The 12,527-nt window shown below is 69.6% G+C and carries 11 protein-coding genes; all 11 read left to right on the top strand.

The window, feature by feature from the left end; genetic code table 11:
* The first annotated feature begins 27 nt into the window (after window positions 1-27).
* The 11 genes from VNE60_01440 (at window position 28) to VNE60_01390 (ending at window position 12,516) form a co-directional block, all read left to right on the top strand.
* The gene (locus VNE60_01440; GenBank protein ID HVB30169.1) at window positions 28-1,011 is read left to right on the top strand and encodes an enoyl-CoA hydratase-related protein; all 984 of its coding nucleotides are present in this window, start codon (window positions 28-30) and stop codon (window positions 1,009-1,011) included.
* Window positions 1,012-1,025: 14 nt separating this feature from the next.
* Window positions 1,026-1,775 (top strand): 3-oxoacyl-ACP reductase FabG, encoded by a 750-nt coding sequence (gene fabG, locus VNE60_01435; protein HVB30168.1) that lies wholly within the window; start codon window positions 1,026-1,028, stop codon window positions 1,773-1,775.
* Between the two features lie 26 nt (window positions 1,776-1,801).
* Complete coding sequence (locus VNE60_01430; protein HVB30167.1) at window positions 1,802-2,587, top strand: enoyl-CoA hydratase/isomerase family protein; 786 nt, start codon at window positions 1,802-1,804, stop codon at window positions 2,585-2,587.
* A 34-nt stretch (window positions 2,588-2,621) separates the two neighbouring features.
* The gene (locus tag VNE60_01425; protein ID HVB30166.1) at window positions 2,622-4,874 is read left to right on the top strand and encodes a 2-dehydropantoate 2-reductase; all 2,253 of its coding nucleotides are present in this window, start codon (window positions 2,622-2,624) and stop codon (window positions 4,872-4,874) included.
* Between the two features lie 19 nt (window positions 4,875-4,893).
* The gene (locus VNE60_01420; GenBank protein HVB30165.1) at window positions 4,894-5,673 is read left to right on the top strand and encodes an acyl-CoA dehydratase activase; all 780 of its coding nucleotides are present in this window, start codon (window positions 4,894-4,896) and stop codon (window positions 5,671-5,673) included.
* Window positions 5,670-6,905, top strand: coding sequence for a 2-hydroxyacyl-CoA dehydratase family protein (locus tag VNE60_01415; GenBank protein ID HVB30164.1), 1,236 nt, complete (start codon window positions 5,670-5,672; stop codon window positions 6,903-6,905). Before VNE60_01420 ends, VNE60_01415 begins: the two co-directional genes overlap by 4 nt.
* Window positions 6,902-7,699, top strand: coding sequence for an acyl-CoA dehydratase activase (locus VNE60_01410; GenBank protein ID HVB30163.1), 798 nt, complete (start codon window positions 6,902-6,904; stop codon window positions 7,697-7,699). Before VNE60_01415 ends, VNE60_01410 begins: the two co-directional genes overlap by 4 nt.
* The gene (locus VNE60_01405; GenBank protein HVB30162.1) at window positions 7,696-9,513 is read left to right on the top strand and encodes an AMP-binding protein; all 1,818 of its coding nucleotides are present in this window, start codon (window positions 7,696-7,698) and stop codon (window positions 9,511-9,513) included. The genes VNE60_01410 and VNE60_01405 overlap by 4 nt, the downstream gene beginning before the upstream one ends.
* On the top strand, window positions 9,510-10,586 hold the full coding sequence (gene had, locus VNE60_01400) for a 6-hydroxycyclohex-1-ene-1-carbonyl-CoA dehydrogenase (GenBank protein HVB30161.1): 1,077 nt from the start codon (window positions 9,510-9,512) through the stop codon (window positions 10,584-10,586). Before VNE60_01405 ends, had begins: the two co-directional genes overlap by 4 nt.
* 14 nt (window positions 10,587-10,600) lie before the next feature.
* Complete coding sequence (locus tag VNE60_01395) at window positions 10,601-11,146, top strand: hemerythrin domain-containing protein (protein ID HVB30160.1); 546 nt, start codon at window positions 10,601-10,603, stop codon at window positions 11,144-11,146.
* Between the two features lie 248 nt (window positions 11,147-11,394).
* Window positions 11,395-12,516 (top strand): glycosyl hydrolase 53 family protein, encoded by a 1,122-nt coding sequence (locus tag VNE60_01390; protein HVB30159.1) that lies wholly within the window; start codon window positions 11,395-11,397, stop codon window positions 12,514-12,516.
* Window positions 12,517-12,527 lie beyond the last annotated feature (11 nt).

Raw genomic sequence — 12,527 nt, 5'->3', positions numbered from 1 at the left:
CGGCATGACATCAACCAGAGCCAACCCATGACCTCGCTGATCGACTATTTCACCTCGAAGTCGCCTCGCAGCCTGGACTTCAAGGACATTCTCTACGACAAGAAGGACTTCGTTGCCCGGATCACGATCAACCGCCCCGAGGCGTACAACGCGTACACCACCGACACGCTGCGGGAGTTGATCCGCGCGTTCGACGACGCATCGCAGGACGACCAGGTGGGGGTGATCGTGTACACCGGCGCCGGGGAGAAGGCGTTCTGCACCGGCGGCGACGTGAAGGAGTATGCGTCGGTCTACACCAAGCGGCCGCACGACTACTTCAAGTACATGGGCCTGTTCAGCCGCTACATCGAGTCGATCTTCCGCAATGGCAAGGTGACGATCGCCCGGATCAATGGGATCGCGGTGGGCGGCGGCAACGAGTCGCAGCTCGCCTGCGACCTCGCCGTGATGGCCGACGACTGCTACCTGGGCCAGGTCGGCACCAGCGTGGGGAGCGTCGCCGCCGGTGGCGCCACGCAGTGGTTGTCCATCCACGTGGGCGATCGTCGCGCGCGGGAGATGCTCTTTCTCAACCCCCGCATCCCGGCCGCGCAGGCCCTGGAGTGGGGCCTCGTGAACCGGGTGGTGCCGCGGGCGAAGCTGGACGACACGGTGAACGAGTTGGCGCAGAAGCTGCTGAACACCTTCCCCGAATGCACGCGCTACACCAAGCAGCAGGTGAACTACTGGAAGGAGGCGGCGTGGTTTGCCACCATCGGCCACGCGCGCGACTGGCTGTCCACGCACTTCACCACGCTCGAGCCCTACGAGGGCATGCAGGCCTTCGTCGAGAAGCGGAAGATCGACTACCGCGGCATCCGCAGCCGGGCGGCCGACGGGGGGAGCAGCGAGTTCCTGTGGGGCCCGTACGAGCACACCTGTGCCCAATGCGGCGCCAAGGGAATTCCCGCCGCGTTCGAATTCTGCGGGCAGTGCGGCGCGAAGCTGAACGGCGCCCAGGGCGCCTGACCACCGGGAGCGCGATGGACCTGGAACTGGCGGGACAGACCGCGGTCATCACCGGCGGCGGGCGCGGCATCGGGGCCGCGGTGGCGCAGGCGTTGGCCGGCGAGGGGTGCCACGTGGCCCTCGTGGACGCCGGCGCATTCGAGGAGGCGCGGGCGGTGGCGGATGCCATCCGCGCCGGCGGCGGGCGCGCGATCGCCCTCGAAGCCGACGTCTCGGACGTCGGCGCCGCGGAACGGTGTGTGGCGGCCGCGCTGCAGGAGTTCGGGCGTGTCGACATCCTCGTTGCCAACGCCGGCGTGGCCCGGGATGCCGTGGTCTGGAAGATGACCGAGGCGCAGTGGGATGAAGTGCTCGGCGTCAATCTGAAGGGGTGCTTTGCCTACTGCCGCGCGATCGCGCCGGCGCTTCGCGCACAGAAGCATGGGCGCATCGTGACGATGGCGAGCATCAACGGGCTGCGCGGCAAGTTCGGCCAGGCCAACTACGCCGCGTCCAAGGCGGGGGTCATCGCCCTCACCAAGACGCTGGCCCGCGAGCTGGGCAGCGCCGGTGTGACGGCGAACTGCGTGGCGCCGGGGCTGGTGCGCACCGAGATGACCGCGAGCCTGCCGGCGGAGGTCGTGGAGAACGCCAAACGGGAATCGGCGCTGGGCCGGGTGGCGGAGCCGGAGGACGTGGCGCAGGCGGTCGCGTTCCTCTGCTCGGCGCGCGCCCGGCACATAACGGGCACGGTGATGAAGGTCGATGGAGGCCAGTACATCTAGCCGCGGCGCGCGGCGGGAGCGAACACATGGCGGCCTCCACGGCGCAGATCCAGACGACGGTGCAATACGAGGTGCGCGACGCCATCGCGCACGTCACGCTCGACGCCCCGCCCCTCAATATTCTGACCGCGGCCGTGATGGCAGATCTCGCCACGGCCGTGGAGCGCGCGCAGGCGGACCGCGCCGTGGTCGCGCTCTCCGTAACGGCCACCGGCACCGCGTTCTCGGCGGGCGCCGACGTGGGCGAGCACCGGCCGGAGAACGCGCCGGTGATGATCGCGGCGTTCAGCCGCCTGTTCGCGGCGTTCGGCGCCTGTGAACTGCCGATCGTGATGGCCGTGGACGGCGCCGCTCTGGGTGCCGGGTTCGAACTCGCGCTCATGGCCGACATCCTCATTGCGAGCACGAAGGCCACGTTCGGCCAGCCCGAGATCCGACTGGGATTCTTCGCGCCCGTGGGGGTGTCGTGGCTGTCGGCGCGCGTGGGGCCGGCTCGCGCCATCGAGATCACGAGCACGGGGCACGCGTACACGGCCGCCGAGATGGCGGCGATGGGGCTGGTGTCACATGTCGTGCCACCCGCGGAGTTGGCCGACAAGCTGGCGTCGGTACTCGGGGAGCTCCGGCGGGCGAGCCCGGCCGTGATGCGCCTGAACGTGCGGCTCGTGCGGGAGTTGCAGGGGCGGCCGTTCGAGGCGGGGCGGCTCGAAGCCGAGCACGTGTTCCTGAACGAGCTGATGGCGCTGGACGATGTCGGTGAGGGGATCGCGTCATTCTTTGAGAAGCGGAGGCCCGTATGGCACAACCGCTGAGCGGCGCCACGGGCGCCGCGGGAGGCCAGCGAGCATGCGAACCCTGATCGTCGGAGCCGGGGCCCTTGGCGGACTCGTGGGCGCCAACCTGACGCGCGCCGGCGAGGACGTGGCCCTGCTCGAGGTGAACACGGCGCGGGCGGCGTTGTTGAACGACGCCGGATTGCTCGTCAGCCGGATGGGCGAGGAAGAGGTGTGCGTGCCGGTGTTCGTGGTCTCGACCGTGGACGGCCTGGCGCCGTTCGATCTGGTGTTCGTGGCCGTGAAGACGTACGAGACCGAGGACGCGGTCCGGTCGGTGTTGCCGGCGTGCGGCCCCCGGACGCTGTTCCTCTCGCTCCAGAACGGGATCGGTAACGCCGAGAAGATCGCCGGGCTCGTGGGCGGCGAGCGTGTGCTCTGCGGCATCACATATCACAGCATCCAGCATGCGGGGCCGCGGCGGCTCAACTATCGGGCGGGCATCAAACCGATCCAGATCGCTCCGTTCGGCGGTGCCGACCGGGCGCAGATCGAGGCCATCGCCGAAGTGTTCCGCACCGCCGGCATGGCCACGGAGGTCGTGCCCCACGTGGACCATGCGATCTGGCAGAAGCTGCTGCACAATGCGGTCGTGAATCCCACCTCGGCGCTCACCGGCCTCACGTGCCGCGAGATGCTGGCCGACGAGCACCTGATGGCGTTCATGCGCGATCTCTGCGGCGAGATCATCGCCGTGATGCGGGCGCGAGGCATTCCGATCGTGGACGAGGAGGATCCGTTCCGGCCGATCATCGGCTCGCTCAAGGCGCTGGGCAAGAACCGCCCGTCCATGTGGCAGGATCTCTCGCGCGGCAAGCGCACGGAAGTCGACGCCCTGAACGGCGCGGTGGCGGACGAGGCCGCGCGTCTCGGGCTGACCGCGCCGCACAACCGGGCCATCGTCGATTTCATCCATTCCCGCGAACGCCAGAAATTCCTGAACAAGCAGGCCATCGCCGTCCGCCTCGGGCTGGACCATCCGCCGATGGCGGGCGCGCCGATGCTGCGCGGCGCGGACGGCGGGATGACGCCCAGCGGGCCGCCGCTCGAGAGCACCCGTCGCCTCAAAGAGCTCATGCGCGCCTACTATCGGGATCTCGCGGCGGCCTCGGCCGATCCGTCGCGTCTCGTGGCGGCGTGCTCGGCACTGGGCCCGGTGGAGATCGTGCGCGCATTGGGCATCGCGCCGTATTTCCCGGAGAATCATGCGGCGCTCATCGCGGCCACCCGCCAGGGCGGGCACGCGATCGCGCGCGCCACGGCCCACGGCCTGTCGCAGTTCGCCAGTTCGGCGATGCGGGCCGACGTCGGCGCGCTGCTCGAGGGCACGAGCCCGCTCGTCGCGGCGCACGGCATCTCCGGGGTCCCACGCCCGGACGTCGTGGTGTACAGCACCAACACGGGCCATCAACTGCTCCGCTGGTTCGAGTTCTATGGGTCGCACTACGATGTGCCGGTGGACGGGCTCCACCCCCCGCCGGCGCTGCACGAACTGGAGCCGATCGACGTGGACGCCGGGGTGGACCAACTGCTCCGGCTCGTGTCGCGGCTCGAGCGATCCACCGGCCGCACGCTCGAGATGGATCGTCTGAGCGAGACGGTCGGGTACAGCGGCGACGCCAGCACCCTCTGGGACGACATCCTCGCGCTCGCCCGCGCCGTGCCCGCGCCGATGACCTTCTTCGACGCGGTGGTCCATCTCGCGCCGATGGTGCTGCTGCGCGGCACGCCGGCGGCGGTGTCGTACTACCGGGAGTTGAAGGACGAGTTGGAGGATCGGGTGGCTCGGGGCATCGGTGCCGTCCCCAACGAGACGCATCGCTTCTACTGGGACGGCCCGCCGATCTGGTGCGCGCTGCGGCCCCTGTCGCGGCTGTTCGCCGACGCCGGCGTGGCGATCGTGGCCTCCACGTTCTGCGGGGAGTTCGTGCTGCCGGGCCTCGACCGCGACGATCCGATTGCCAGCATGGCGCGCGCGTACACCGGGGTGTTCGGCAATCGGTCGGAAGAGTTCAAGACGGCATACCTCGCATCCAAGTTCGACGAGTATGGCGTGGACGCGGCGGTCTACCACGATTGCCGCACGACGCCGGAGGCGAGCCATGTCCGGTTCGGCCTCGCGGTGCGAGCGGAGCGCGCGACCGCGGTGCCGTCGTTCGTACTCGAAGCCGATTCCCACGACCTGCGGCTGTTCTCCACCGAGCGGCTGCAGGGTCAGCTGTCCGCTTTCCTCGAGCAGCACGTCGAAGGGTTGGCCGCCCACTAGGCGGCGAGGAGCATATTCGATGCTGGAACAAGGAGCCAGGGCCGCCGCCGGCGTGGACGTCGGGACGGAATGCGTGAAAGCCGTGGTCGCCGGTGCCGACGGCCGGATCCTCGGGCGCGCCGTGGCTCCCACCCGGGGCTATTTCCAGGCGTGCAGCTACGAGGTCCTCACGGCGGCGCTCGACGACGCGCAGCTCCAACAGGCGGACCTGGCGGGGATTGGCGCCACGGGGTTCGCGATGAACTGCGTGCGCGATGCCACGACGACGGCCACTGAGGCGTGCTGCCACGCCCTCGGCGCGTACCACCATGCCCCCTACGCGATGACGCTGGTCGATATCGGCGGGCGCGATCCGCACGTCATGCACGTAGCCGGCGATGGCCGGCGTCTCGACGCGCACGGCGTGCGCCGTTGCGCCGTCGGCATCGGCAGCTTCCTGATGTTCGCCGCTCGCCACCTCGACATCGCGCCCTCGGGACTCCAGGAGCTTGCCGCAGCGGCTTCGGCGCCGGCGCCGGTGAGCAGCTACTGCTCGGTGTTCTCCGCCAGCGAGGTGCTCGAGCGGCTGCGCGAGGGCGCCACCCGGGAGGAGATCGCGCTCGGCTGCATGCACTCGGTGGCCGAACGGATCGTCGAGATCGGAGGGTTCACGCATCCGCTGGTCGTCTGCGGCGGCGTCGTCGAATACTTCCCCGGCGTGCTGCACGCCATACAGGAGCTCTCGGGAATCGAGGCGCGGGCGGTCCCCGACGCGATCTACACCGGGGCGCTCGGCGCCGCGCTCAAGGCGCTGCAATGACCGGCCTCCGGAGCGCGGCGGCGCTGAAGGACACGATGGGCCACTACTTCCGCGCCGTGGGCGAGGCGGCCGAGCGGAAGACCGCGCCCGTGGCCTGGTGCTCGAGCGTGGGGCCGGCGGAACTGCTCCGGGCCCTCGGTTTCCAGGTGTTCTTTCCGGAGAACCACGCGGCCATGCTCGGCGCCGCCCGCAGCGCCAACCGCTACATGCCGCTCGCCCATGCGCAGGGCTACTCGCAGGACGTCTGCTCCTACCTCACCAGCGACGTGGGCGCGTACCTCGCCGGCGAGACGCCCCTGGCCGCATTCGGGCTGAGCGGCACGCCGCGCGCCGACGTGCTCGTCTTCAACACCAATCAGTGCCGCGACGTGCGCGATTGGTTCGAGTGGTACGGGCGAACGTGGAACGTGCCCGTGATCGGCGTGCGGTCGCCGCGCGCCATCGAGCAGGTGTACGACACCGACGTGGACGGCGTCGCGGCGCAACTCGAGCGGCTCGTGCCGACGCTGGAAGCGGTGGCGGGATCCCGCCTCGACGCGACGCGGCTGGCCGACGCCGTGCGCGTGTCGCGGGAATGTTCCGACCTCTGGGAAGCCTGCCTTCGCACCGCCACGCGGCACCCCGCCCCACTGACCTTCTTCGACGGGACCATCCACATGGGGCCGGCCGTCGTCCTGCGCGGCGCGCCCGAGGCGTGTGACTACTACCGGCTGCTGCTCGCCGAGCTCGACGAACTGGGGCGGGCGGCGCAGGCGGCCGTGCCGCGCGAGGCGTTCCGCCTGTACTGGGAAGGGATGCCGGTGTGGGGACGCCTGCGCGCGCTGTCGTCGCTGTTCGCGGAGTTCCGCACCGCGGTGGTCGCGTCCACGTACTGCAACAGTTGGATCTTCTCGGCGCTGGACCCTGCCGATCCCATGCGCTCCATGGCGCGCGCGTCGCTGGAGCTGTTCATCGTGCGCTCCGAGGACGCCAAGGAGGCGTACATCGAGCGCATGCTCTCGCTGTACGACGTGGACGGCATCGTCTTTCACGACTGTCGTACCTGTCCGAACAACTCGAACACGCGCTACGGCATGCCGCGGCGCATCGCCGAGCGACTCGGCATCCCGACCCTCACGCTCGACGGTGACGTGAACGACCTCCGCTGTTTCTCCGACGAGCAGGTGCGCACGAACGTCGAGGGCTTCGTGGAGCAACTGGCCGACGCGCGGCCGGCGGGAGCGCGCGCATGAAACGCTTCGTCGGCGTGGACAGCGGCTCGTGGAACACCAAGGCCGTCGTCATCGACGACGAGGCGCGCGTCCTGGCGCGGGCCGTGGTGCGCTCGGGCGCCGACCTCGCCGGCGCCGCCGAGCAGGCGTTGGCCCTCGCCCTCGCCCGCGCTCCCGGCGGACAGAGCGACGTCCACGCGATCTGGGCCACGGGGTTCGGTCGCCAGACCGTCTCGTTCGCCGATGGGTCGCGGACCGAGCTCGACTGCCACGGCCGGGGCGCCGCGTTCTACGTCAAGGGACCGATGCTCGTGATCGACATCGGCGGCCAGGACGCCAAGGTGATTCGCCTCGACGCGAACGGGCAGCGCCTGGCGCACCGGATGAACCGGAAGTGTGCCGCCGGCACGGGCAGCTTCCTCGACGAGATCGCGCTCCGGCTGGGCATCGACGTGGCCGGTCTGGACGACCTGGCGTCGCGGTCCACCGAGGCTCTGGAGCTTTCCAGCTTCTGCACCGTGTTCGCCGGCACCGAGCTCCTCACGCTCATCCGGGCCGGGCATCGGCCGGCCGATCTCGCGATGGCGGCGTATCGCTCGCTGGTGAAGCGCGTGGTGGCGATGGACGTGCTGCACGGTCGCGTGGTGGCCACGGGCGGCGTCGTGGCGTACCACCCCACCGTGGCGCGGCTGCTGGGCGAGGAGATGCACGCCGAGGTGCTGGTGCCGCCGCACCCGCAGGAGATGGGGGCGTTCGGCGCCGCGCTTGCCGCCCGTGACGGCGCCGTGTCCGTGGGGCCGGAGGTGGCGGTATGAGACAGGGTACGCATGCGCGCGCCGCGGTACGGGAGGGCGACCGCATCCGGTCGCTGCTCGAGCCCACCGGTACCAGCGAGACGATCGCGTCGTTCGTGTTGCGGAATGCGGCCAGGCATGGTGAGCGTGCCGTCTATCGCGAACGCAGCCTCGGGGCCATCCGGACCGTGACCTGGCGCCAGCTCGCCGACGACGTCGTCGCATTCGGTCGGTATCTGGAACACGCGGGGGTCGCCCCCGGCGACCGCGTCGTCGTCATCTCGCCCAATCGTGGTGAGATGCTCGTCACCGAGCTGGCGACGATGAGCCTGGGGGCCGTGTACACGCCGCTCTTTGCCGGCTACTCGCCGGACCAGACCAACGATCTGCTTGCCCACGCGGCGCCGGCGGCGGTGGTGTTGCCCGATGCCGGCTGGCGGGCGCGCCTGCGCCTGCCCGCCAGCGCGCGAGCGGTGGTCACCTTTGCCGAGTTCCGTGACATCCTCGCGCCGTTCCGCTCGACGCCGCGCAACGCGGCCCGGCACGCATTCCTGGAGCGCGGCGCGTCGCTCGATCCCGGCGCGCCGTGCCTGATGATGTACACGTCGGGCACGAGCGGCGCGCTGAAGGGCGTGCTCCTGACCCACGACAACATCCTCTCCCAACGGCGCGCCCTGGCCGAGATCTGGGACATCGGCCCCGAGGATCGGTTCCTGTCGTACCTGCCCTGGCATCACAGCTTCGGCGGCATCTTCGAGAAGTACAGTGCGTTGTACAATGGCGCCGCGCTCACGATCGACGACTCGTACGGTCGGGACTTCGATGTGCTGCTCCGGAATTGGATGGAGATCCGGCCGACGATCTATTTCAGCGTGCCCAAGGTGTACCAGCAGCTCGTGGCCCACATCCAGTCGCATCCCGAGGACGAGGAGCGAATCTTCCATCCCGAGTTGCGATTCGTGTTCACCGCGGCCGCGCCGCTCCCCGCCAACCTCTCGGAGTTCTTCGCGGCCCGCCACATCGCCGTGGCCGAAGGCTGGGGGCTGACCGAGACGGCGCCCTGCTGCACGCTCACCGATCTTAACGAATCGCGGTCGGCGCCGGGCAAGGTGGGCTATCCCCTGCCCGGCGTGACGGTGAAGATCGCCGACGACGGGGAGATCCTCATCCGGGGCCCCAACGTGATGCGGGGTTACTACCGCGACGACGAGGCCACCACCAAGGCGCTTCCCGGAGACGGCTGGTTCCATACCGGCGACCTCGGCGAGTTGATGGGGTCCGCGTTGAAGCTGATCGCGCGCAAGGACCGGGTGTTCAAGCTGCTGAACGCGGAGAAGGTCGTGCCTACGGAGATCGAGAACCGGCTCGCCGGCATGAATCCGTACATCCGGCACGTCCTCGTCGCCGGCGGGGGACGCGACTTCCTCTGTGCCCTGATCTTCCCCGACTTCTTCCGCATCGGCGAGGAATTCGGCGCCGATCGCGCGACCGCCGACCGCGTGGTGGCGGCGTCGCTGCGCGACACGATCGCCGAGTTCAACCGCACGCATGCCGTCAAGTACGAGCACATCCGGGCGGTGGCGGTCATCAGCAAGGAGCTGACGATCGAGGATCAGGAGTTGACGCCGTCGCTCAAGGTGCGGGTGCGCAACGTGCTGGCCGACGCCGAGGGCTACCTCCAGGCCGTGTACGAACCAACCGCCGAGTGCGATTGCCGCTTCCTGCGCAAGGTGCTGCGGGTGGCCGGCGACGCGCGGCCGTGCTTTGGCGGGCGGGCCAAGACGCTCGACCGATGCTACGAATGTGGAAGCTTGCTCTTCGGAGAACGCCAATGACGACGACGATCGGAACCACGTACAGCGCCTGGGTCATGACCACGCCGGGCGCCGCCCTCGACCGGGTGGACCTGCCGTGGATCGAGCCCGCGGCCGGTGAAGCGCTGATCGAGGTGGCGGGTTGCGGCGTGTGCCACACCGATCTCTCGTACCTCTACGGCGGCGTGAAGACGCGCGGGCCCCTGCCGTTGGTCCTCGGGCACGAGATCAGCGGCATCGTGCGCGCGGTCGGCGCCGGCGCCGACCCTGCCCTCGTCGGCCAGGCGGTGGTCGTCCCCGCCGTGCTGCCGTGCGGGGAGTGTGACCTGTGCCGTGCCGGCCGCCGCGCCATCTGCCGGCGGCAGGTGATGCCGGGCAACGACCGTCATGGGGGCTTCGCGTCGCACGTCGTCGTGCCGGCGCGGTATCTCTGCCCCGTGCCGGCTGCGGCCCTGGTCGAGCACGAACTCTGGGAATTGTCGGTCGTGGCCGATGCCCTCTCGACGCCCTTCCAGGCCGTGAAGCGCTCCGGCCTCCTGCCCGGGGAGTTGGCGATCGTCGTCGGCGTGGGCGGCATCGGCGTCCACGCCGTGCAGGTGGCCCGCGCCGCGGGCGCCACGGTGATCGCCATCGACATCGACGCGCGCAAGCTCGAGCAGGCCACGGCGGCGGGCGCGCGCGGCGTGATCGACGTGCGCGGCATGCCGCTCAAGGAGGTCCGCAAGCAAGCGCGGGCGCTGGCGGAATCGCTCGGTGCGCCGCCGCACCTGTGGAAGATCTTCGAGACCTCCGGCACCAAAGCCGGTCAGGAGACGGCGTACGCGCTGGTCGGCTTCGGCGCATCGTTGGGCGTGGTGGGCTACACGATGGACAAGATCGAGATCTGCCTGTCGAACCTCATGGCCTACGACGCCGAAGCGCACGGCAACTGGGGCGCCGACCCGGAGATCTATCCCGAACTGCTGCAGTGGATCGCCGCCGGCCGCCTGGCCGTGAAGCCGTACGTGGAGCGCCATCCGCTCTCGGAGATCAACGCGGTGTTCGAGGCGGCGCACCATGGGCGGCTGACCAGGCGAGCGGTCCTCGTGCCGTGACCACACCGACCGACGTGCTGATGGCCGAGCACCGGGTCATCGAGCAGGTGCTCGACGCGCTCGAAGCGGCGGCGGCCGTACTCGCGCGTGGCGGCAACGTGCGGCCGGGATTCTTCGTGGACGTCTCCGATTTCGTGTCGGGCTTTGCCGATGGCTGCCATCACGGCAAGGAAGAAGGCGTGCTGTTCGAGGCGATGATCGCACATGGCGCGCCGCCGCACGGGGGCGCCATCGCCATGATGCTCGACGAGCATGAGCAGGGGCGCGCCTACAACCGTGCCTTGCGCGACGCGGCCCGGGGCCTGGACGGCGGCGATCCGCAGGCACGCCGCCACATCGTGTCGAATGCCAAGGGCTACGTCGCGCTGCTCCGCGACCACATCGTTAAGGAAGACGAGATGCTCTTCCCGATGGCCGACGAGCTCATCCCGCGTCCTGCGGCGGACGCCATGCTCGCGGCGTTCGACCAAGTGGCGCGCGCGGAGCGCCCCGATGCGGACGCCCACTTCACGGCGCTCGCGGCACGAATCGTCCACGAGGCGACGACGCTTTCGGACTAGCGAAACCGGGACCGCGCGAGCACAATTCGAGTGACAGAGTTGATGTTGGCGCGTCCCCCCGGCGCTCTTCCGTCCACGAGGTTTTACGCACCCGTTTCGCCGCGTCGGCTCGACCGGCGCCGCGCCGCCAGGCACGTTGCCACGTCAGAAGCGGGTCGAGGATCGCCATGCACCGCCGCAGAACAAGACTTGCCGTGCCATTCCCGCGTTGGTGGCCGGTTCGCGCCATCCAATGCCTCGCTGCGGGGGTGCTTCTCGTCTCGCCAGGGTGCGCCAGGACTACGGGTCCGGCGCCGACTCCCGGGCCCGAAGCGGCGCCCGCGCGGCCGTTCTTCCTCGGGGCCGACGTCTCCGCCCTGGATGCGCCGAGCCGCTTCGGCCGTCCCGCGCCCACGTACCAGGAAGGCGGAACGCCGAGCGATGAGCCCACCATTCTCATGCGCCACGGATGGAAGGTGTTTCGCCTGCGCGTGTTCGTGTCGCCGGTTCGGGACGCGCCGGACAACTCGCTCGCCAACACGATTCCGTTGGCGCGGCGCATCAAGGATTCCGGGGCGACGCTGCTCCTGGACATCCACTACTCGGATACGTGGGCCGATCCGCAGCACCAGGACACCCCCGTCGCCTGGCGCGGTCTGGGCTTCGATTCGCTGGAGCGTCAGGTCGAGACCTACAGCCGCAACACGATCAAGGCATTCAAGGATGCCGGCGCCATGCCGGATTGGGTGCAGGTCGGCAACGAGATCACGCGGGGCATGCTGTGGCCGATGGGACAGGTCGAGGTTCCGGGCTCCGAGCAGTACCTGCCGCCGCAGCCGTACGACTCGGTCACGCAGTGGGACCATCTGACCGGGCTGTTGAAGGCCGGCATTCGCGGCGTGATGGAAGGCGCCGGCGACACGCCGCCGCGGATCGCCATCCACATCGACCGGGGCGGCGACTGGGCCACCACCAAGTGGTTCTTCGACCATCTGGACGCCGCGCACGTGAACTACGACATCATCGCCGAGAGCTTCTATCCGCCCTGGCGGCATGGAACGCTCGACGATCTGTGGAATAACATGCAGCAGTCCGCGAAGCGCTTCGACAAGGACTTCCTGGTTGCCGAGACGGGATACGGTCCGTCGCATTATCCGGACAATCTGGACATGCTGTGGCCGGTGACGCCGCAGGGGCGCCTGCAGTTCATGGTGGACCTCGTCAACACGGTGCGGAAGGCCCCGCATGGGTTGGGCGTGATGTACTGGGCGCCGGAGTACGACCTCTGGAACCAGGACGGCAGTCCGGGTCCGGCCGTCTTCACCATGGACCATTTGAAGGATCTGACGGCACGTCCGGCAAGCCACGCGCCGGCCGCGGTGAACAAGTAGCGGGCAGCAAC

It is taken from the genome of Gemmatimonadaceae bacterium (assembly GCA_035533755.1).
In the GTDB taxonomy this organism is placed as follows: domain Bacteria; phylum Gemmatimonadota; class Gemmatimonadetes; order Gemmatimonadales; family Gemmatimonadaceae; genus JAGWRI01.
Note: the sequence above shows the minus strand (reverse complement) of the source record. Positions and strands in the feature narration are given on the sequence as shown.

Excerpts from the sequence above, each read along its gene's own strand:
- VNE60_01440 (HVB30169.1), top strand. The coding sequence starts at position 28 with ATGACCTCGCTGATCGACTATTTCACCTCGAAGTCGCCTCGCAGCCTG.
- fabG (HVB30168.1), top strand. The coding sequence starts at position 1,026 with ATGGACCTGGAACTGGCGGGACAGACCGCGGTCATCACCGGCGGCGGG.
- VNE60_01430 (HVB30167.1), top strand. The coding sequence starts at position 1,802 with ATGGCGGCCTCCACGGCGCAGATCCAGACGACGGTGCAATACGAGGTG.
- VNE60_01425 (HVB30166.1), top strand. The coding sequence starts at position 2,622 with ATGCGAACCCTGATCGTCGGAGCCGGGGCCCTTGGCGGACTCGTGGGC.
- VNE60_01420 (HVB30165.1), top strand. The coding sequence starts at position 4,894 with ATGCTGGAACAAGGAGCCAGGGCCGCCGCCGGCGTGGACGTCGGGACG.
- VNE60_01415 (HVB30164.1), top strand. The coding sequence starts at position 5,670 with ATGACCGGCCTCCGGAGCGCGGCGGCGCTGAAGGACACGATGGGCCAC.
- VNE60_01410 (HVB30163.1), top strand. The coding sequence starts at position 6,902 with ATGAAACGCTTCGTCGGCGTGGACAGCGGCTCGTGGAACACCAAGGCC.
- VNE60_01405 (HVB30162.1), top strand. The coding sequence starts at position 7,696 with ATGAGACAGGGTACGCATGCGCGCGCCGCGGTACGGGAGGGCGACCGC.
- had (HVB30161.1), top strand. The coding sequence starts at position 9,510 with ATGACGACGACGATCGGAACCACGTACAGCGCCTGGGTCATGACCACG.